The organism is Vibrio sp. 1CM23M (genome assembly GCF_023161755.1).
Lineage (GTDB): Bacteria > Pseudomonadota > Gammaproteobacteria > Enterobacterales > Vibrionaceae > Vibrio > Vibrio coralliirubri.
In genome coordinates this window covers 16129-36726 of sequence record NZ_JALNTR010000017.1, presented here as the reverse complement: position 1 = coordinate 36726, position 20598 = coordinate 16129, and the positions used below count along the sequence as shown (strand labels likewise).

General features: G+C 46.0%; 18 protein-coding genes. 8 read left to right on the top strand and 10 right to left on the bottom strand.

The features are described from left to right. A partial coding sequence (locus MSG35_RS23780) for a hypothetical protein (protein ID WP_248385168.1) occupies positions 1–285 on the top strand: 285 nt, incomplete at its 5' end. A 96-nt stretch (positions 286–381) separates the two neighbouring features. Here the strand turns inward: MSG35_RS23780 and fre are convergent. The 6 genes from fre to trxA all read right to left on the bottom strand — a co-directional run bounded on the left by fre (position 382) and on the right by trxA (position 6215). Further along, positions 382–1095 (bottom strand): NAD(P)H-flavin reductase, encoded by a 714-nt coding sequence (gene fre, locus MSG35_RS23775; protein WP_017055264.1) that lies wholly within the window; start codon positions 1093–1095, stop codon positions 382–384. Between the two features lie 20 nt (positions 1096–1115). Then, the gene (locus MSG35_RS23770) at positions 1116–1385 is read right to left on the bottom strand and encodes a 2Fe-2S iron-sulfur cluster-binding protein (protein WP_017081534.1); all 270 of its coding nucleotides are present in this window, start codon (positions 1383–1385) and stop codon (positions 1116–1118) included. Further along, positions 1382–3223, bottom strand: coding sequence for a 4-hydroxy-3-polyprenylbenzoate decarboxylase (gene ubiD, locus MSG35_RS23765; RefSeq protein ID WP_248385167.1), 1842 nt, complete (start codon positions 3221–3223; stop codon positions 1382–1384). The genes MSG35_RS23770 and ubiD overlap by 4 nt, the downstream gene beginning before the upstream one ends. A 98-nt stretch (positions 3224–3321) precedes the next feature. Further along, the gene (locus MSG35_RS23760) at positions 3322–4317 is read right to left on the bottom strand and encodes a hypothetical protein (protein ID WP_065677111.1); all 996 of its coding nucleotides are present in this window, start codon (positions 4315–4317) and stop codon (positions 3322–3324) included. Between the two features lie 111 nt (positions 4318–4428). Next, entirely contained in the window at positions 4429–5688 is a 1260-nt protein-coding gene (gene rho, locus MSG35_RS23755) for a transcription termination factor Rho (RefSeq protein ID WP_017062978.1), read from the bottom strand. Between the two features lie 200 nt (positions 5689–5888). Continuing rightward, a complete protein-coding gene (gene trxA, locus MSG35_RS23750) occupies positions 5889–6215 on the bottom strand; it encodes a thioredoxin TrxA (protein WP_010440700.1) in 327 nt (108 codons plus the stop codon). A gap of 111 nt (positions 6216–6326) precedes the next feature. Between trxA and rhlB the strand changes: the two genes are divergently transcribed. Together rhlB and gppA are read left to right on the top strand one after the other, a co-directional pair. Next, positions 6327–7637, top strand: a complete 1311-nt coding sequence (gene rhlB / locus MSG35_RS23745; RefSeq protein WP_048610414.1) for an ATP-dependent RNA helicase RhlB — start codon at positions 6327–6329, stop codon at positions 7635–7637. Positions 7638–7643: 6 nt separating this feature from the next. Then, entirely contained in the window at positions 7644–9137 is a 1494-nt protein-coding gene (gene gppA, locus MSG35_RS23740) for a guanosine-5'-triphosphate,3'-diphosphate diphosphatase (RefSeq protein ID WP_248385164.1), read from the top strand. A gap of 101 nt (positions 9138–9238) precedes the next feature. Here gppA and MSG35_RS23735 read toward each other — a convergent pair whose 3' ends face one another. The 3 genes from MSG35_RS23735 to recQ form a co-directional block, all read right to left on the bottom strand. Continuing rightward, entirely contained in the window at positions 9239–9910 is a 672-nt protein-coding gene (locus MSG35_RS23735) for a 7-cyano-7-deazaguanine/7-aminomethyl-7-deazaguanine transporter (RefSeq protein ID WP_017061333.1), read from the bottom strand. 270 nt (positions 9911–10180) lie between these two features. Then, positions 10181–10492, bottom strand: a complete 312-nt coding sequence (locus tag MSG35_RS23730) for a DUF3630 family protein (protein ID WP_017061332.1) — start codon at positions 10490–10492, stop codon at positions 10181–10183. Between the two features lie 49 nt (positions 10493–10541). Continuing rightward, entirely contained in the window at positions 10542–12380 is a 1839-nt protein-coding gene (gene recQ, locus MSG35_RS23725; RefSeq protein ID WP_248385161.1) for an ATP-dependent DNA helicase RecQ, read from the bottom strand. Between the two features lie 179 nt (positions 12381–12559). On the opposite strand from recQ, the gene rarD reads away from it, so the two are divergent. The 5 genes from rarD (at position 12560) to tpx (ending at position 18238) form a co-directional block, all read left to right on the top strand. Beyond that, positions 12560–13468 (top strand): EamA family transporter RarD, encoded by a 909-nt coding sequence (gene rarD / locus MSG35_RS23720; RefSeq protein WP_017061330.1) that lies wholly within the window; start codon positions 12560–12562, stop codon positions 13466–13468. 86 nt (positions 13469–13554) lie between these two features. Further along, a complete protein-coding gene (locus MSG35_RS23715; protein ID WP_248385159.1) occupies positions 13555–14349 on the top strand; it encodes an AraC family transcriptional regulator in 795 nt (264 codons plus the stop codon). Positions 14350–14446: 97 nt separating this feature from the next. Next, on the top strand, positions 14447–15109 hold the full coding sequence (locus tag MSG35_RS23710) for a LysE family translocator (protein ID WP_248385156.1): 663 nt from the start codon (positions 14447–14449) through the stop codon (positions 15107–15109). Positions 15110–15200: 91 nt separating this feature from the next. Further along, complete coding sequence (gene ggt, locus MSG35_RS23705; protein WP_248385154.1) at positions 15201–16958, top strand: gamma-glutamyltransferase; 1758 nt, start codon at positions 15201–15203, stop codon at positions 16956–16958. A gap of 782 nt (positions 16959–17740) precedes the next feature. After that, positions 17741–18238: a thiol peroxidase gene (tpx, locus tag MSG35_RS23700; protein WP_248385152.1), complete on the top strand. Its 498-nt coding sequence runs from the start codon at positions 17741–17743 to the stop codon at positions 18236–18238. Positions 18239–18371: 133 nt separating this feature from the next. Here tpx and uvrD read toward each other — a convergent pair whose 3' ends face one another. Further along, on the bottom strand, positions 18372–20546 hold the full coding sequence (gene uvrD, locus MSG35_RS23695) for a DNA helicase II (protein ID WP_017061325.1): 2175 nt from the start codon (positions 20544–20546) through the stop codon (positions 18372–18374). Positions 20547–20598: the final 52 nt, after the last annotated feature.

Here is a 20598-nt window from a genome sequence, read left to right as displayed (position 1 = left end):
TATCTAACGATAAAACGTTTTGATATTCATCAACGAGTGCCCACACAGATTGATAGGTTTAAATTGTTAAAGAGCTTAACTTCTCGAGCGTTCCTTTTAAGTAAGGAGCCTCTCGAAGTGGACGGCCATTCTAGCGAATTAACATTCAGTGTCAAACACTTTTTGAAAATTAATTTTTTGTCGCTTTCCGTCTTACTGATTCTTGCTGAAGCCTTGTGGCGTCTGCCGTCTCAGTGGTGTCGCATTATAGGGAACCCTTTCAGCTTAGCAACTACTTTTTCATAAAAAATGAATAAATAGGGGTTAACTGCCTAATAGTTCACCTAAACGTAAAAAAGAGAGCATTTCTGCTCTCTTTTTGCTCAAAACCTAAAGGTATTGTTAGATAAATGCGTAAGCATCAGCGTACATATGGTCACGCTTTGCTTCTTTATTCTGAGTAAATAGGTCTCTTGCAGCACCCGCCATTTCAAAACGACCTGCAATATAGATATCGAAATCAGCTAATGATTCGAAACTTTGCGTAATAGCCTCAAGCACATTACCTGTTTGGCCGTGCCAAACTTCCGGTGCTTCTTCTACTACCGGTACAAAGTGCACATTGCTATGCTTTTCTGCAATGCCAACCAACTCTTCTTTCGCATATAACTGGCACTCATCTTTTGCGCCCCAGTATAGGTAGATCTCTTTCGAGCTATTTTGCGCGATGCAGTGATCAAGAATAGAGCGAACGTAGCTGAAGCCAGTACCACCAGCAATAAGTAATAGAGGGCGATCGCTTTCTTCTTTGATCCAAGCATCTCCGTGTGGAGCATCAATCGCAATATCGCCATCTTCAGCTTGTGCCTTCTTCATCGCTTCAACCACTTCTAGTGCGTAAGCGTTGTGCTCGGCAGCACCAATGTGCAGCTCAAGCTCACCTTCGTGGCGGCAAGGGCTACTTGCGATAGAGAATGGGCGCTTATCTTTCTCGCCCATTTCAACCATCAGGTACTGGCCCGCTTTAAAAGCGACCGGTGTTTCTGGGTGAAGTAGGATTTGGTAAGTATTACAAGCCAAAGGCTCGATAGACTTCACTTTACATTTAATAGTCATGTTCTTCCTCTTACTAACCCTTAATCGGCAAAGGTTAGAACTAAATTACTTTCTGCAAATGCTTGGCAAGCAAAAATCCAGCCTTGTTGCTGCTCTTTCTCTGTGAGCATGGGTTCAAGGTGGTAACTCACTTGCCCTTCTAATTTTCTGCACATACACATTGCGCATGCGCCAACTTGGCAACGGTTTGGGAAATAGATATCGCTGTTGAGCGCAGCATCCAAGACCGTTTGCCCTTTTTCTACTGTGAAACTGATGTTTTCTGGGTATAAGACTACTTGGTAGCTCATGAAATTCCTAGCTGTTCCCAGATGCTATCAATCTTTTTCACGACATCAGGATCTTTTGTGATTGGTACACCCCACTCACGCAGGCATTCACCTTCCCACTTATTGGTCGCATCGAGGCCCATTTTTGAGTGTCCAGTTTCATTCTGTAGGAATAACGTATCTCTCGCCGGATCCATTCTGGTCGTTACAGCCCAGATGATGTCATTCCAATCACTCACGTTGACATCGCCATCACACACGATAACAAACTTGTTCTCATCAAATTGAGACCAAACCGCTTCCATGATTTTCTTACCATTACCGGCAGCTTGCTTTTCAATAGACACTACAACCATGCTGGCATTGTCGTTTTGCAGGTGAATATCAATAATTTCAGGATGAACCTTGGTTAACTCAGCCAAGCTACCCTCTATGTGTTCACTATTTACAGGTGCTGATTGGGCATCTGGCGATAGCGCTAACTCTGCGTCCCACTTCTTCGTGATATCTAGACCCATCTTAGAACCTAGCCCAACCACGGGTGAGGCAAAATCCAATGAATCGATCGGAGTGTTCTCTATCATCAGGCTATCGCGTGACGGATCCATATGTTCGCACATCGCTGCGGTTACTTGAGACCAATCACGTGCATTCACATCTTCATCACACACCAATACAAATTTGGTGTACATGAATTGGCGTAAGAAAGACCATACACCCATCATCACTCGCTTAGCGTGACCTGGGTATTGCTTCTTCATGGTCACTACTGCCATTCGGTACGAACAACCTTCAGGCGGTAGATAGAAATCTTCAATCTCTGGGAACTGCTTTTGAAGAATAGGCACAAACACTTCATTTAGCGCAACACCCAATACCGCTGGCTCATCAGGTGGACGACCAGTATAGGTGCTGTGATAGATAGGGTTCTCGCGCATGGTTACATGAGTAATAGTAAACACATGGTGCTTTTCTTTCTCGTTATAATAACCAGTATGATCTCCGTAAGGCCCTTCATCTGCGAATTCATTCGGGTCGATGTAACCTTCCATCACGATTTCTGCACTTGCAGGAACTTCTAAATCGTTGCTGATTGATTTAACGACCTCAGTTTTACTACCACGTAGTAAGCCTGCAAACGCGTACTCAGATAAAGTATCCGGCACTGGCGTAACCGCACCAAGAATGGTGGCAGGATCAGCACCAAACGCTACCGATACTGGGAATGGCTTCCCTGGGTTGGTTTCCATCCAATCACGCAAATCCAGTGCTCCACCACGGTGGGCTAACCAACGCATGATGATTTTATTCTTGCCGATCTTCTGTTGACGATAGATGCCTAAGTTTTGGCGTTTCTTGTTTGGACCACGAGTAACAGTTAAACCCCATGTTAGCAATGGCGCGACATCGTCAGCCCAACAGCTCATCACCGGGATTTTATCGAGGTCGACGTCATCGCCTTGCCATACCACTTGTTGGCAAGCCGCTTTGCGAAGGCGTTTAGCCGGCATATTTAAGACTTGCTTAAATACAGGCAGTTTATCAAGAGCGTCTTTAAAGCCTTTTGGTGGCTCAGGTTCTTTTAGGTAAGCAAGCAACTTGCCCACTTCACGCAGTTCTTTGACTTCTTGACGACCCATACCAATAGCAACACGGTTGGGTGTACCAAATAGGTTGGTCAAAACAGGCATGTCATAGCCTACTGGATTTTCAAACAAAAGAGCCGGGCCACCAGCACGTAGAGTACGGTCGCTAATCTCGGTCATTTCGTAGTCTGGATCGACTGGGTGAGAAATGCGTTTCAACTGACCAATACTTTCAAGATGGTCGATAAAATCACGTAAATCTTTAAAACTCATAGGACTTCTACATGCTGATTATTCTGCGCTCAGTATATCAAAAAGGGTGACACTGAGGTCCCCCTTTTTAGTGTGGTTATTGAGAGGAAAAATCCACTTTACGGTAATGCTTGCTCGATCAAAGAGCTCTTCACCTGAGGGTTATCATTGACGAGATCTTGCAACCATCGCGTATGACCTTGTTTGGCGAGTTCACGCGCGACTAATGGTGCTTCATCAGCAATTGCCATCCTAGAGACAAGGAACAGCTTCACCTCTTCTGATAACGGGTTAACCTTGGTGAGTAAAGTAATCGCTTCATCTTTCAAACGCGGGTTTTTAGTCGCCGCCATCACCTGTTCAAGCGCGAACGCTTGTTTGGTTTCAGCAAGGCGGACTAGCTCAGCTTGGCTATGATAATCGGCCTTCATTCGCCATAGAATTTTGTAGACCTCTGGGTCTTCGCTCACTTGCGCTAATCGAACCACCACCTCAGTAGAGGGTAACCAGCTAACAATAGAAGATGCGGTGAGTTGCTTAGTTAGGTAATCAACCGCTTCAGGAGACAAACTGTCTAGCTCTCTAATGAGCAACGCTTCTCGCGTTTGAACTTGATGTTCAGATCCAGATAACCACTCTTTTAGGTCGAGTTCCTGTTTCTCTGCATCTAGTACAAATACCAATGTCTTCTGATCTTGACGCCATTGTTTAATAAGGCGATTAGCAATTGAAGGGTAATTAAAGGCAGGTACCGTAAACTCATAGCCATCTCCACGCTCTAAGACTTGATAAGTGGGAGTGATAGCAAGTTGCTGCTCAATGAAGATAGACATCTTGGGTGTGAGTACGATTTTTTGCTGTTCAAGCTTCTTCAAGAGTTGGTAACGAGCCACCTCTTGCTGGGGAAATGTCAGGCGCTCAAGCGCAAAGCGTAGCGAATTGACTTCGTCACGTACGACGAGCTCGAGTAGTTCAGCAGTTTTCAGTTTTACTTGATCATTCTCAAGCCAAGACTCTACTGTAAGTGGAGACATCTCGGTGGCATAGCTCATACCAACCGGTGAAAATAACAGTGAAGTAGACAGGAGTAATGATGACAACAGTCCATGTTGCATTTTAACTTCCTTGTAACACTTTTACTCATTCTGCAAGCTAGCGCTACAAAATGCAAATAAAAAGCGCCACCCGAGGGCAGCGCTTATTAAATAACGATCAGCTAATCAATATTACTGACGACGCATTGCGTCAAAGAACTCATCGTTCGTTTTCGTCATTGCTAGCTTGTCGATAAGGAATTCCATTGCGTCGATTTCGCCCATTGGGTGAACAATCTTACGCAGGATCCACATCTTCTGTAGTTCATCGTTCTTGGTAAGAAGCTCTTCACGACGAGTACCAGAGCGGTTGAAATCAATCGCTGGGAATACGCGTTTTTCAGCAATCTTACGGTTAAGGTGCAGTTCCATGTTACCTGTACCTTTGAATTCTTCGTAGATAACTTCATCCATCTTAGAACCAGTATCAACCAGTGCTGTTGCGATGATAGTCAAGCTACCGCCTTCTTCTACGTTACGTGCCGCACCGAAGAAACGCTTAGGACGATGTAGAGCATTCGCATCAACACCACCAGTAAGAACTTTACCTGATGAAGGAATCACAGTGTTGTAAGCACGAGCTAGACGAGTAATAGAATCCAGTAGGATAACTACGTCTTTCTTGTGTTCAACAAGGCGTTTCGCTTTCTCGATAACCATTTCTGCAACTTGTACGTGGCGTGATGCTGGTTCATCGAATGTTGAAGCAACTACTTCGCCTTTAACTAGACGCTGCATTTCTGTTACTTCTTCTGGACGCTCATCGATAAGTAGAACCATTAGTTCACACTCAGGATGGTTACGTGCAATGCTTTGAGCAATGTTTTGCAGAAGCATTGTCTTACCCGCTTTAGGCGGAGCAACAATCAGACCACGCTGACCTTTACCAATTGGAGATGCAAGGTCAAGAATACGAGCCGTAATATCTTCAGTCGCACCATTACCCGCTTCCATCACCATACGTTCGTTAGCGTGAAGAGGAGTAAGGTTTTCGAAAAGAATCTTGTTACGAGCGTTGTCTGGCTTGTCGTAGTTAACCGTGTTTACTTTAAGCAGTGCAAAGTAACGCTCACCGTCTTTAGGTGGACGGATTTTACCGCCAATAGAGTCACCTGTACGTAGGTTAAAACGACGAATTTGGCTTGGTGATACGTAGATATCATCTGGGCCAGCCAGGTATGAACTGTCGGCGCTACGTAGGAAACCAAAACCGTCTTGAAGAATTTCTAGAACACCATCACCAAAGATGTCTTCACCACTTTTTGCATGCGCTTTAAGGATGGAGAAGATAATGTCTTGTTTTCTTAGGCGAGCTTGATTTTCAAGACCTAAGCTTTCGCTAAGTTTAACAAGCTCAGACACAGGTCTGTTCTTCAGTTCAGTAAGATTCATAGTGGTGGAAGTTTGTTTAGTCAAAATAGGATCTGTTTTCTTAAGTTAAGAAGGATTTGGTCACAGGATCGACCAAGAAGAGAAATTCGTTCAATTAACGTGCGATAAATTAGCACTAAAACTAAGACTAGTCCATAGCTTAGAAAAAACAAAACCGCGCATTTGTTAACTGCACGGTTTCTTTTCAAATGCTGACCTGATTATAGGTTAGCGTCTAAGAACTCTTTAAGTTGAGTTTTAGATAATGCACCAACTTTAGTCGCTGCTACGCCGCCATCTTTGAAAAGAAGTAGCGTTGGAATACCGCGAATACCAAACTTTGGTGGAGTACCAGCATTTTGGTCGATATTTAATTTACCGATTGTGAGCTTGCCTTCGTACTCGTCTGCGATTTCATCAAGAATCGGCGCAATCATTTTACATGGACCACACCATTCTGCCCAAAAATCAACAAGAACAGGGCCTGCAGCGTTGATTACATCGTTATCAAAACCGTCATCAGTTAGCTGCAAAATCTTATCACTCATCTTCCACTCCAATGTATTTTTTAGAACTGGTTGGATGATAACCAGTAAATAGATGCCCTATTGGAATGTATTTACTTTCGTATTGCAAGCTTAAGCTGATATTCTATAGCAATGAAAAAGACGCATATCACAGAGCAAAAGTTCGCCGACTTGGATTTACTTCCGCAAGTCATTGAAGGATTGGAGAAAAAAGGGTTCGATTATTGTACCCCTATCCAAGCCTTGGCGCTCCCGGTACTGCTCACCGGCCAAGACATTGCAGGCCAGGCCCAAACGGGTACTGGTAAAACGCTTGCGTTTCTTACTGCTACTTTTAACCACCTGCTAAAAACACCTGAGCATGAAGGGCGTAAGCCTAACCAGCCACGTGCGATTATTATGGCACCAACGCGTGAACTCGCGATTCAGATCTACAACGACGCTGACTCTCTGGTTGAAAGCACAGGTATCAAGGCAGCACTTGCTTACGGTGGCGAAAGCTACGACAAGCAACTAGGTAAAATCGAAGAAGGCGCAGATATCTTAATTGGTACGACTGGCCGCATCATCGATTTCTACAAGCAGAAGGTATTTAACCTTAACCACATTCAAGCTGTTGTTCTTGACGAAGCTGATCGCATGTTCGATCTTGGTTTCATCAAAGACATCCGCTTCTTATTCCGCCGTATGCCTGAGCCAAAAGATCGCCTGAACATGCTGTTCTCTGCGACATTGTCTTACCGCGTACAAGAGCTAGCGTTCGAACACATGCACAACCCAGAGCATGTTGTTGTTGAGCCAGAGCGTAAAACAGGTCACCGCATCCAGGAAGAGCTGTTCTACCCATCAAACGAACACAAAATGGCACTGCTGCAGACTCTAGTTGAAGAAGAGTGGCCAGAGCGCGCTATCATCTTCGCTAACACTAAGCACAAATGTGAGTCTGTTTGGGGTCACCTAGCTGCAGATGGTCACCGTGTTGGCCTGCTAACTGGCGATGTTCCTCAGAAGAAACGTGAAAAGATTCTTGAGCAATTCACTAAAGGTGATGTTGACCTGCTTGTCGCAACCGACGTTGCAGCACGTGGTCTACACATTCCTCAAGTAACACACGTATTCAACTTCGACCTACCTGATGACTGTGAAGATTACGTTCACCGTATCGGCCGTACCGGTCGTGCAGGCGCAAGTGGTCACTCGATCAGCTTTGCTTGTGAAGATTACGCAATCAACTTGCCACCAATCGAAGAATACATTGAGCACGCGATCCCTGTGTCTGACTACGATGCTTCTGCACTGCTAGAAGATCTACCAGCACCATTGCGCTTACGTACACGTAACCCGCAACAACGCCGCTCAAACAACAATGGCCCACGCAACGGTAACCGTAAACCAAACCAGAACCGTCGCCCACGCCAACCGCGTCATAACAAGGAAGCTTAGTCGCTTATGAGTCAAACAGTGTCACCCCCGCTTTACGCTGCAATCGACCTCGGGTCGAACAGTTTTCATATGCTCGTTGTGCGTCATATCGATGGCAGCGTACAAACCATGGCTAAAATTAAGCGCAAAGTGCGTTTAGCTGCAGGCTTAGATGAAAATAATGCGCTTAGTACAGAAGCCATGCAGCGCGGTTGGGACTGTTTGAGTCTCTTTGCAGAGCGACTGCAAGATATTCCAAAAGAAAATATCCGCATTGTCGGTACAGCGACCCTACGTACTGCTATCAATGTGGATATATTTCTAGAGAAAGCGAACCAGATCCTTGGTTACGACATCAATGTTATCTCCGGTGAAGAAGAAGCTGCGACTATCTATAAAGGCGTAGCACACACTTCTGGTGGCAGCGGCCGCCGACTGGTTGTTGATATTGGTGGCGCAAGCACCGAGATGATCATTGGTGAAGGCTTCTCAGCGAAAGCACTAACCAGCCTGAAGATGGGCTGTGTTACTTGGCTTGAGCGCCACTTTAAAGATCGCCAATTAACCGCAACCAACTTTAACAACGCCATTGAAGCGGCGAAGTCAACGTTGGCTCCTATCCTAGATAGCTACACAGATATCGGATGGGATGTGTGTGTGGGCGCCAGTGGTACCGTTCAAGCACTGCAAGAGATCATGTTAGCGCAAGGCATGGATGAAGTGATTACTCATGCCAAACTTAAGCGCCTACAGAAACAAGCCATGATTACAGAGCGCTTGGAAGAGCTAGAAATCGAAGGGCTGACCCTTGAACGCGCATTAGTGTTCCCGAGTGGCCTTTCTATTCTTATTGCTATTTTTGAGCTGCTTGAAATAGATTCAATGACACTCGCAGGCGGCGCACTCCGTGAAGGCCTAGCCTACGAGATGGTTGATGAGCTACGCCAAGAAGATATCCGAGCGCGTACCATTAAGAGTGTTCAATCACGCTACCAAATGGACGTAAGCTACGGTGAACAAGTTGCTGTAGTCGCACAAGCTCTGCTAGACCAAGCGGGCGCCGAAGCGTGGGTTTCAGAACCTCAAGCTGGTGTGTTATTGCAAACGGCAGCTAAGCTTCACGAGATTGGTTTAACCATCGATTTCAAAAAAGGCGGTGAGCACAGCGCTTATCTGCTGCAGAACTTAGACCTGCCTGGCTTTACTCGAGCGCAAAAGCACTACTTGGGTGAGTTAACTCGTCGCTACCGTGAACAGTTAACCTCATTACCAGAGCAACACGCTATCTCAGGCACCAGTAGCAAGCGTATCTTACGTATTCTGCGTTTGGCTATTTTGTTGACTCACCGTCGTAACCCAGCGCTAGAGCCTGAGTTTAAGCTTGCAACCGATGGTAACAACTTGACCTTAGCGCTTTCTAAGCAATGGCTAGCAGACAACCCGCTGACCGCTGCTGAGCTAGAGATCGAGTCGAATAGACAAACCGATATTGGCTGGCCATTGAATATTAAATGCCTCTGATATTAGTATCTGACGCTAGAAATTAAAAAAGCCCAAGTTAGTAGACTAACTTGGGCTTTTTCTTATCGCTGCATTAATGCTTTGTGTTACAAATCTCAAACTTAAGCGTTCACGCCTGTCGCTTTAAAGTCAGGGTTCACTGCGGTTAGCTTTCTAACAATGTAGTTAAGAAGCACGCCGTACATAGGCACGAACAAGCCTAGGCTGATGATAAGTTTGAATCCGTAATCGACTAAAGCAATCTCAGTCCAATGCTCGGCCATAAATGGATCTGGGCTTTGGTAGAAAGCAATCGCAAAGAACGCGATGGTATCAATGGCATTACCGAATAACGTTGAGCATGTTGGGGCTACCCACCACTGTTTAAGCTGACGTAGGCGGTTGAAAACATGCACATCCAAAATCTGACCCAATAAATAAGCCATGAAGCTCGCCGCGGCGATACGTGCAACAAACAAGTTGAACTCACCTAGTTGGCTAAAGCCTTGGAATGAACCTTCAAAGAACACCACTGACAAGAAATAAGAAACGGCCAGCGCTGGTAACATCACTAAGAAAATGATTTTACGAGCAAGCTGCGCGCCAAAAATACGTACGGTTAGATCGGTCGCTAGGAAGATAAACGGGAAAGTGAAAGCACCCCAAGTGGTGTGCATACCGAAGACGGTAAAAGGTAGCTGAACCAGATAGTTGCTTGACGCAATAATCACCAAATGGAACAAAACTAATAGTGCTAGGGCTTTGCGCTGTTGCGCAGGGGTAAAGTTACTCATGCTGTACCTTTTTAGTTTGGTTTGGGGGTGAGGGAACCCAAATCGAGTCATTTCTTCGAATAATCCAAGAAAGCTCTTACCAATAATGTGAATTAAAAAATGTATCAAAAAATTGCTCTAGTGAGCGGCGGGCGATTATACATTAATCAATATTGGCTGCAACGGTGAGAACAAACGCAAACGTTTATTCTCACTTTTATTGGCGAATAGCGCTAGAAACCATGTTTTGAAAGCAGGTTTAAAAGCTACGTTTTAGAAGCGATGCTAAAGTTAAAAACCGCGCTTGAAAAGCGTCGCAAGATAGTCAAACTCTTCTCGGCTTTCTTCAGCGTTTAACGACTCAAACCAAATTGATTCACTGTAATGTTCAGACTTTAAGAACATTCGGCAATCTTCAAAATCAATCAGCCAAGAATGCATATCGGCATCCCATTGTTTTTCAACAACTGACGCTGACAGCAACGCCACCAGCTTTTCACCTAGCACTTCGTAAGAATCAAAATCAAAACTTGGAGACGTAATCAATAAACGCCCTTCCTCAGCTAAATATTCTCTTAAGCCAAATTCTGTTTGTGTTGTCATGTCCCTATTAACCTTATTCTTTTTCTATTAGTTAGACGTTTCTTGCAAACTAGCCGTGTGTGGTGATGTGTTCTTGAATCAAATCTAGGAATGGGTCTGCGTACTTATCCAGTTTACGTTGACCAACACCGTTGACTGCCAGCATCTCTCCGTATGAAGTAGGCAGTATTTCTGCCATATCAATCAAGGTCGCATCACTGAATACCACGTATGGTGGTAAGCCATCTTCATCAGCAATCGACTTACGCAGCTTACGCAGTTTCGCAAACAGCTTCTTATCGTAATTCTTGCTGCTTAACTTATCGGACTTAGCATTACGCACCGCTGTATCTAAACGAGGAACAGCCAGCTCCAAAGACATCTCACCGCGCAGTAGCGGGCGAGCTTCTTCTGTTAGCTGTAATGTCGAGTTACGAGTGATGTTCTGGAACAACAAGCCTTTATGAATTAGCTGACGGAAGATACTGATCCAGTAGTCGTGGCTATGGTCACGGCCAATACCGTAGGTAGACAGCTTATCGTGACCATTATCGCGGACACGGATATTCTGCATACCGCGCATCACTTCGACCACGTAGCCCATACCAAACGACTGATTCACGCGGTACACACAAGACAACGCCTTTTGCGCTTCTTGGGTCGCATCAAAATGCTTGGGTGGATCGAGGCAGATATCGCAGTTGCCACATTGCTTCTCGCGATATTCGCCAAAATAGTTAAGCAGAACCTGACGACGACATGTTTGCGCTTCGGCAAAAGCACTCATCGCATTCAGCTTGTGCATCTCAACTTGTTTCTGTGGGCCTTCTTCTTTCTCATCCAGCATACGACGCAGCCAACCCATATCAGCCGGGTCAAACAGCATCATCGCTTCAGCAGGCAAACCATCGCGACCTGCACGACCGGTCTCTTGATAGTAAGACTCGATGTTGCGTGGAATATCAAAGTGCACCACAAAGCGAACGTTGGGTTTGTTGATGCCCATACCGAAGGCAACAGTCGCGACCACGATCTGAATATCATCGCGTTGGAAGGCTTCTTGAACGTAAGCTCGCTCATCGGTGTCCATACCAGCGTGATAACCCGCGGCGCGAATGCCGTTATTGCATAGCTTCTCGGTCACCATCTCCACTTTCTTACGGCTACCACAGTAGATGATGCCGCAATTGCCCTTTTGTGTTTCTAGGTAGCGAACCACCTGTGAGACGGGTTTGTGCTTCTCAACCAGGTTGTAGCGAATATTAGGGCGATCAAAGCTGCCTAAGTAGTTATGCGGATCCAGGAGCTGTAAGCGCGAGATAATATCTTTGCGCGTCGCATCATCGGCGGTTGCTGTGAGCGCCATGTAAGGCACATGCGGGAAATACTGTTTAAGCTGGCCTAATGATGCGTATTCAGGGCGGAAGTCGTGACCCCATTGAGAGATACAGTGCGCTTCATCGACTGCAATCATTGAAAGCGGTAAACCTTGAAGACGCTCGATAAAGTCACGCATCAACACGCGCTCTGGCGACACATACACCATTTTCAGCTGACCTGAGTTCATGCGATTGAACACATTCAGCAACTGGTCACGTGGCATTGAAGAGTTAATACACTCAGCAGCAACGCCATTGGCCTTCAGTTGATCGACTTGGTCTTTCATCAACGAGATCAGCGGCGAGATAACTAGAGTCAGCCCTTCACGAACCAACGCCGGGATTTGGTAACACAGAGATTTGCCACCACCGGTTGGCATAATCACCAAGCTGTCTTTGCCTTCAACGGCCAAATCAATGACCTCTTGCTGACCATCGCGAAAGCTTTGATAGCCAAACACATCTTGTAAGATGGTTTGCGCATCATTCGCGGGAGTTGGTATTTGCTCAGCAATCAGAGTGGCGGTCATTGTGGTTCCTAATCGAGGTATAAAATCAGCAAGCATCTTCGGCAAGCAAGTCGCACATTGTAGAGGGGAACGCTGGCGAATTAAACCGCAAATTGTTAGGTGAAAAGGGTTATCGCTCCTATACTGACCAACTCTCTTATAAATCTTATTAATAAGCACTCAGTGCTAGAGAAAGATGCATGACACAGGAAGAACAACAACGTACGCGCCAGGGAGTTTTGCTTGCCGTCGGCGCCTACACAATGTGGGGTATCGCCCCTATATATTTCAAATCTTTAAGTGACGTTTCCCCATTAGAGATACTCAGCCACCGTGTAGTATGGTCTTTTTTCCTACTCGCTTTCTTACTACACATTGGCCGCAGCTGGCGTAAAGTCCGCGATACCCTGACCTCAAAACCCAAAATGCTCTATTTGGTAGCGACGTCTATTTTGGTGGGTGCTAACTGGCTGATCTTTATCTGGGCAGTGAATTCCAATCACATGCTCGACGCCAGTTTGGGGTATTACATCAACCCGCTGATTAACGTGTTACTTGGGATGCTCTTCCTCGGCGAACGCTTACGTAAGCTGCAATGGTTTGCTGTGGCTCTGGCTGCGATTGGCGTATTAATCCAATTGATTGCCTTCGGCTCAGTACCAATCGTCGCCATTGCCCTAGCCTTTAGCTTTGGTTTTTATGGCTTGCTGCGTAAGAAAGTCAGCTTAGAAGCGCAAACGGGTTTGTTCATTGAAACTCTGGTGATGCTGCCTCTCGCCGCAACCTACCTACTGTTTATTGCCGATAGCCCGACCTCAAACTTATCAATGAACCCGATGCAACTCAACCTGTTACTGGTTGCTGCCGGTGTGATCACCACGGTTCCATTGCTGTGTTTTACTGGCGCTGCAACTCGCTTGAAGCTATCAACACTCGGTTTCTTCCAGTACATAGGTCCAAGCTTGATGTTCTTACTGGCGGTTCTGATTTACGGTGAAGCCTTTACCTCAGATAAAGCGATCACCTTTGCTTTCATATGGGGAGCACTAGTTATTTTCAGCTTTGATGGCCTGCGTAACAACAAGAAGAACAAACGCGCGAAACAGTGATATTGATCGTTTTTTACAAGACAATCCCTTAATACGCAGATAAGCTTGGTTGAATTGATGACTATTTGACCAAGCTTTTTTGTACCATGGATAAAGTCCACTATTACTCTACCCCAACAGAAGATATCAGTCTGATCCAAGCTCAATACCAAGAGTTTGCCTTTCAGCGCCACTATCATTTGGACTTTCACATTGGCTTGATTACCCAAGGGCAGCAAAAATTCGCCTATAAAGGGACAAGCCATCATGTCGGTGCAGGCCAAGTTGTTATCATGCCACCTGATGAGCTGCATGATGGGCACTCAAAACTCGATTCAGGTTATCAAGTCAGTGTATTTGCAGTTTCTCCCCAGTGGTTTCAAGATCTTGCCAATCCCAAGCAAAATGGTCACACATTAGGCTTTTCTGAGTTGATCCTCTCCGATCAGGCTGCGTTTTTACAATTACGTAACTTACATGGTCTGTTAATCAATAAAAACATCAGCCAACTCGCTCAAGATTGCTTACCATTCGAGGGATTCTCGACGATTGTCGATCGTTATGCCAAATTTGGATCGAAGAGCGACATTAAACTGGGCAATCAATCGATTGATACACTCAAAGACTATTTGATGGCGAATTTGGATCAGCCCGTACGATTAGAACAACTGTCTGAGCTGTGCGGCTTAACCACAACTCAATTCCAACGCCACTTTAAGAACAGAATGGGCATCACCCCTTATGCGTGGCTGAGCCGTTTACGCATGGAACAGAGCATGCGCCTGATTAAATCTGGGATCTGTGGCACTAAGGTCGCGTACCAAGTAGGCTTCTATGATCAAGCACACTTCTCCAAAGCATTCAAAACCACATTCGGCGTACCACCCTCACAAATCAACTAAGTGTTGATAATTTACAATTGCTCGATTTCAAATCGCGGTAAGCTACGCTCAATACGATTACTTATTTAAAATAGCGGCAACGTTATTGAGAACTGACATGAACGAAGTCACCATACTGATCACACTCGCCTCTATCCATTTCATCGCTTTGATGAGCCCCGGTCCTGACTTTGCGTTAGTCGTGCAAAATGCGACACGTCACGGCAGACAAACAGGTTTGTACATTGCGCTTGGTTTATCTTGCGGGATCTTACTGCATTCGTTACTGAGCCTGACGGGAATCAGTTACCTAGTCCACCAGCAACCAACCCTATTTGCCATTATCCAATTAGCTGGCGGTAGCTACTTGCTGTACTTAGGCTACGGTGCCCTTAAAGCAACCTGGCAAATCATTCAGAACCACGACGATGAAGACGATACCGTCAATGCCAAAGATCTGATTCTGACCAACAAGCGTCAGGCATTTTCGAAAGGGTTTGCGACCAATATTCTCAACCCAAAGGCTTTGGTGTTCTTTATTAGCTTGATGTCGAGCTTAGTGCCTGCCGACATGTCTCTATCAGGTAAAGGCTTTGCGCTTATTATCCTGTTTGGTCTGTCTCTGTTTTGGTTTTCACTACTGGCGTGGATGCTTTCGACTAAGACTCTACAGAAGAAACTTAGCGAAGCAACGGTATACATCGATGGCTTATGTGGCGTGGTATTCAGCCTGATTGGCGTGAGTATTATTTGGCAGTCGCTGTCCGGTTTAATCGCTTAAATTCGAATCAAGATTACAATTCGTTAACAACGTACTGGCTATCTAATCTTTCCACTGCCAATCTAGCTCTGCATATTAAAAGGAGAAGATCATGCAGTGGAAAACAAAACTAACAACCCTCGCCACTTCTACCCTACTTTTTGCCTCTCACGTCAGTTGGGCAAATCAAGCTGCCGATTCCGTCGCGCCCGAACAAAGTAGTGGTTTAGAAACCAAACAACTCGTTAAAGCCAATGATTGGATGGTCACCGCAGCCAACCCTCTTGCCACACAAGCCGGCGCTGATGTACTTACCCGTGGTGGTAACGCAATTGACGCCATGGTTGCCGTTCAGCTTATGCTTGGCTTAGTAGAACCTCAGTCATCAGGTATTGGCGGCGGCGCATTCCTTGTTTATTTTGATGGTAAGGACAAGCAACTCAAAACCTACGATGGTCGTGAAACGGCACCACTTGATGCCACACCACGTCTATTCCAAGACGAAAACGGACAACCGCTGAAGTTTTACGATGCTGTGGTTGGCGGTCGCTCAGTGGCGACACCGGGTACCGTGCAACTGTTGTGGGATACTCATCAGAAGTACGGAAAGCTAGAGTGGGCATCCCTAATCAAACCTATCGCACAACTGGCTGAAGAAGGTTTTACTATCAGTCCACGCTTAGCCACCTTGATTGAAAATGACCAAGAGCGACTGAGCCGCTTTGCGACAACTAAAGCCTACTTCTTCAATACCGATGGCAGCCCGAAAGCCGCTGGCACGCAGCTTAAGAACCCTGAATACGCGGCAACGTTAAACGCTATCTCGAAGGATGGTGCTAAAGCCTTCTACCAAGGTGATATTTCTGCCGACATTATTAACACAGTACAAACAGCGAAAGGTAACCCAGGCGTATTAGCACAGAAAGACTTCGACGCTTATTCGATCAAGCAGCGCGAGCCGGTTTGTTCTGCTTATGAAAGCTACGATATTTGCGGAATGGGGCCACCAAGCTCTGGTGCGTTAACGGTTGGACAAATCCTTGCAATGACTGAGCAGTTTGACCTCAAATCATGGGGGCCAAACGACGCGAAGTCGTGGCAAGTGTTAGCGGACGCTTCTCGCTTAGCCTTTGCAGACCGTGGTATGTACATGGCAGACCAAGATTATGTGCCAATGCCAACTCAAGGGTTAGTGAATACTGACTATTTGCAAGAACGTGCTCAGTTAATTACCGCAGGTAAGGCATTAGACAGCGCACCTTCAGGCACACCACCGTGGGAGCACGCAATGCAGAGAAGCCAAGATGTTTCTATTGAGTTACCGTCCACCAGCCACTTCAACATTGTCGATAGTGATGGCAATGTCGTATCGATGACCACCACTATTGAGAATGCCTTTGGCTCACGTTTGATGGTTAGAGGTTTCCTACTCAACAATGAACTGACAGATTTCTCATTCAAGACCCACAACGATGGCAAACCTATCGCCAACCGACTTGAACCGGGTAAGCGTCCGCGCTCTTCTATGGCACCGACCATCATCATGCAAGACGATAAACCTTACATGGCGATTGGCTCTCCGGGCGGCAGTCGTATCATAGGTTATGTGGCGCAAGCGATCATTGCCCATACCCAATGGGACATGGATATTCAGCAAGCGATTAACCAACCACACTTCCTAAACCGCTTCGGTACCTTAGATTTGGAAAAAGGAACATCAGCGGAAAACTTCAAACCTGAGCTAGAAAAGATGGGATTTGAGGTCAACGTTCGCGATCTTAACTCGGGTTTACACGCTATTCGCATCACAAAAGATGGTCTAGAAGGTGCTGCAGACCCTCGCCGTGAAGGTGCAGCTATCGGCCAATAATGGAAAATACTCCCTTTTTACTCCCTGTCTTGTGCGAGATCTCTCACAAGACAGTGAGTAAATATCGATATTTAACTGCGAAATTAAGCACCAAGATATCGTAACCAACTGAAAATAAACAATACGTACGTTTATCATTCAAATAATTATATAGAAATTCGCTTATGCACCATTGCTGATAAATAAGGAATCGGTAATATGAATGGTGTCGGAAGGATGCTGACACGGAACAGGAAACGCCAAGGACTTGGTTATCTTCAGGATGAAGATTCGATTACTCAGGATGAATAATCGGCATGGATAGCGAAATGGACATTGAATGGACGCAATAGTAACTAGGATGCTTGCTACTAAGGAAAGACAATGGACACCTCTGGACGAGGAAAGGACTGAACATCAGGATGATGTAAAGGACACCGCTCAAGGAACAAGTGACGCGCGCTAACGAGGATTGTTGGCAGATCAGGATAAGATCAAGGACACCGCTAGGAAGGCGACGAAAGGAATACGCTGAAGGATAACAGCACACTATCATGGATTTGATGCATGGAGCACACTTAGTAGCCGGATTGCTGCGAGTAAGACTATAGACCCCGATGAGCGCAAGCTCTCGGGGTTTTTCTTTATCTGCCGTTTCATTTATTCCCTCTGAAGCAAATAAATCAAAGACCTTTGATTACAATTCTGACATTTAAAGCATTCACTTCTTAACCACTTCAGAGTAACGTAAGTCGAACTAGGCTCAACTAGTTTCATAACCATAATTAAACTAAGGACAATTCATGTCACACGTTACCTTCAAAGGCGCTGCTGTACCGCTAACAGGCACATTCCCACAAACTGGCGAACAAGCACCAAGCTTTGCACTTACTGCAGGCGATCTTTCTGAACTGACTCTTGCTTCTCTTGAAGGCAAGAAAGTGGTTCTAAACATCTTCCCAAGCATCGACACAGCAACTTGTGCAACGAGCGTACGTACGTTCAACGCAAAAGCGGCTGAGCTTGAAAACACGGTTGTGGTTTGTATTTCTGCTGACCTACCGTTTGCTGCGGGTCGCTTCTGCGAATTAGAAGGCATTGAAGGCGTTCAACACGCTTCAACTTTCCGTTCTCCTGCGTTCGCATCAGACTACGGCGTAGCGATTGCTGAAGGTCCACTATCAGGCCTAACTACACGTGCAGTTGTGGTTGTTGATGAAAAAGGTGTGGTAACACACAGCGAGTTGGTTGCAGAGATCACTGAAGAACCAAACTACGAAGCGGCACTTACAGCACTATAAGTCTCTTCCTGTGCAGAAATGCCTTAAGCTCGATTCAGCCTATTTAGACTGGTTCCGAGCAATAAAAAAGAGCAGCCATTGGCTGCTCTTTCTGTTTTTAACACGGTTTACTTTTAAATGCCGAAGTAGCAGATTACAGCTGTTCTAAACGAGCGTAAGCCGTTACTAACCACTTGATGCCTTCACCATTAAACGCGACTTGAACTCGGCTTTGCGGGCCACTTCCCTCGAAGTTGATGATGGTACCTTCACCAAACTTAGGGTGCTTAACGCGAGAGCCCAAGCTAAAGCCTGTTTCGTTGAAATTCTCTTTGACTGCAGTTTGGCTAAAGCGACCGCTGCTTGCAGGACGGCTCACTTGCGCCTTCATACGCACTTCATCCAGACAGGTCTCTGGTAGTTCACGAATAAAGCGAGATGGTTTGTGGTACTTATCCTGGCCATACAAACGACGCATTTCAGCGTAAGTGATATAGAGCTTCTCCATCGCACGGGTCATGCCTACATAACACAGGCGACGCTCTTCTTCTAAGCGCCCTGCTTCTTCTGCAGACATCTGGCTTGGGAACATGCCTTCTTCGACACCCACCATGAATACCATTGGGAATTCTAGGCCTTTGGCACTGTGCAGAGTCATGAGCTGAACTGCGTCATCAAACTCATCAGCTTGACCTTCACCCGCCTCTAACGCTGCATGAGTCAAGAAAGCAGTAAGCATGCTCATCTCATCCGCTTCTTCTGGCTTTTCAAATTGACGCGTTGCCGTTACCAATTCTTCCAAGTTCTCAATACGCGCCTTCGACTTCTCACCCTTCTCTTGCTCGTACATCGCAAACAGACCCGACGATTTAATCACGTGGTCAGTTTGCTCATGCAGGCTAAGTTCTAACGTGTCATCTTCAAGCGCATTAATCAGCTCAATAAAGCGACTTAATGCACCCGCAGCACGACCGGGTAGCACTTGCTCTTCGATCAAAGCAACACTCGCTTCCCACATGGTTGCACCACGATCACGAGCAGCAAGACGAATCGTTTCTAACGTTTTATCGCCCAAGCCACGCGTTGGCGTATTAACCACACGTTCAAACGCGGCATCATTACTGCGGTTGCTCATTAAGCGCATGTAGCTCAAGGCGTCTCTGATTTCTTGACGCTCGAAGAATCGCATGCCGCCGTAGATTCGGTAAGGTAGGCCACCTTGAATCAAAGCTTCTTCAAGAACACGCGATTGGGCGTTATTACGATAAAGCATTGCGGTATCTTCTAGCGCGCCGCCTTTCTCCTGCCACTCTTTGATTTTGCTAACCGTGAAACGCGCTTCATCTAGCTCGTTGTAAGCCGAGTACACAGAGATTGGCTCGCCATCGTTACCATCGGTCCACAGCTCTTTACCCATACGTTCGGTGTTGTTCGAGATAAGCTCGTTCGACGCCTGCAGAATGGTTTTGGTTGAACGGTAGTTTTGTTCAAGTCGAACCGTCGAAGCACCTGGGAATTCATCCAAGAACTTCTGAATATTTTCGATCTTCGCACCACGCCAACCATAGATAGATTGGTCATCATCACCTACGATCATCACGCGACAATCTGGGCCAGCCATCATGCGAAGCCAAGCGTATTGGATGTTGTTGGTATCTTGGAATTCGTCGACAAGGATATGCTTAAAGCGTGCTTGGTAGTGCTCTCGGATGTGTTTCTTATCGCGCAATAGTTCATGCGATCTCAACAAGATCTCAGCAAAGTCGACCAAGCCAGCACGATCACATGCCTCTTGGTAAGCAGAGTAAATCTTTAACCACGTTTGAGTTATTGGATCATGGTAGGCGTCAATGTGACTTGGGCGTAATCCCTCGTCTTTCTTGCCATTGATCCACCAAGAAGCTTGCTTGGCAGGCCACTGCTTTTCATCAAGATTTTGCGCTTTGATTAAGCGGCGTAGCAAACGAATCTGATCATCAGAATCAATGATCTGGAAATCTTCTGGCAGTTTTGCATCTAGGTAGTGAGCACGAAGGATGCGGTGACAAATACCGTGGAAGGTGCCGTTCCACATGCCTGACGAACTACCCATCATCAACTCTTCAATACGACCACGCATTTCTGCTGCCGCTTTGTTGGTGAAGGTAACCGACATAATAGAGAACGGTGATGCTTGCTCTACACTTTGCAGCCAAGCGATACGATGCACCAACACTCGCGTTTTACCACTGCCAGCACCTGCCAGAATAAGTAGGTTTTCTAAAGGTGCCGCGACCGCCTCACGTTGTTTATCGTTTAGGCCATCGAGTAAAAGCGAAGGATCTATCATTGGATATGCTCACTACTGGGTATTTATACATAAAAGTTGATTATAACCTAAA

What these genes read in the sequence shown, in the direction of transcription:
- fre (WP_017055264.1), bottom strand. Translation starts at nt 1,095, where the DNA reads ATGACTATTAAATGTAAAGTGAAGTCTATCGAGCCTTTGGCTTGTAAT.
- MSG35_RS23770 (WP_017081534.1), bottom strand. Translation starts at nt 1,385, where the DNA reads ATGAGCTACCAAGTAGTCTTATACCCAGAAAACATCAGTTTCACAGTA.
- ubiD (WP_248385167.1), bottom strand. Translation starts at nt 3,223, where the DNA reads ATGAGTTTTAAAGATTTACGTGATTTTATCGACCATCTTGAAAGTATT.
- MSG35_RS23760 (WP_065677111.1), bottom strand. Translation starts at nt 4,317, where the DNA reads ATGCAACATGGACTGTTGTCATCATTACTCCTGTCTACTTCACTGTTA.
- rho (WP_017062978.1), bottom strand. Translation starts at nt 5,688, where the DNA reads ATGAATCTTACTGAACTGAAGAACAGACCTGTGTCTGAGCTTGTTAAA.
- trxA (WP_010440700.1), bottom strand. Translation starts at nt 6,215, where the DNA reads ATGAGTGATAAGATTTTGCAGCTAACTGATGACGGTTTTGATAACGAT.
- rhlB (WP_048610414.1), top strand. Translation starts at nt 6,327, where the DNA reads ATGAAAAAGACGCATATCACAGAGCAAAAGTTCGCCGACTTGGATTTA.
- gppA (WP_248385164.1), top strand. Translation starts at nt 7,644, where the DNA reads ATGAGTCAAACAGTGTCACCCCCGCTTTACGCTGCAATCGACCTCGGG.
- MSG35_RS23735 (WP_017061333.1), bottom strand. Translation starts at nt 9,910, where the DNA reads ATGAGTAACTTTACCCCTGCGCAACAGCGCAAAGCCCTAGCACTATTA.
- MSG35_RS23730 (WP_017061332.1), bottom strand. Translation starts at nt 10,492, where the DNA reads ATGACAACACAAACAGAATTTGGCTTAAGAGAATATTTAGCTGAGGAA.
- recQ (WP_248385161.1), bottom strand. Translation starts at nt 12,380, where the DNA reads ATGACCGCCACTCTGATTGCTGAGCAAATACCAACTCCCGCGAATGAT.
- rarD (WP_017061330.1), top strand. Translation starts at nt 12,560, where the DNA reads ATGACACAGGAAGAACAACAACGTACGCGCCAGGGAGTTTTGCTTGCC.
- MSG35_RS23715 (WP_248385159.1), top strand. Translation starts at nt 13,555, where the DNA reads ATGGATAAAGTCCACTATTACTCTACCCCAACAGAAGATATCAGTCTG.
- MSG35_RS23710 (WP_248385156.1), top strand. Translation starts at nt 14,447, where the DNA reads ATGAACGAAGTCACCATACTGATCACACTCGCCTCTATCCATTTCATC.
- ggt (WP_248385154.1), top strand. Translation starts at nt 15,201, where the DNA reads ATGCAGTGGAAAACAAAACTAACAACCCTCGCCACTTCTACCCTACTT.
- tpx (WP_248385152.1), top strand. Translation starts at nt 17,741, where the DNA reads ATGTCACACGTTACCTTCAAAGGCGCTGCTGTACCGCTAACAGGCACA.
- uvrD (WP_017061325.1), bottom strand. Translation starts at nt 20,546, where the DNA reads ATGATAGATCCTTCGCTTTTACTCGATGGCCTAAACGATAAACAACGT.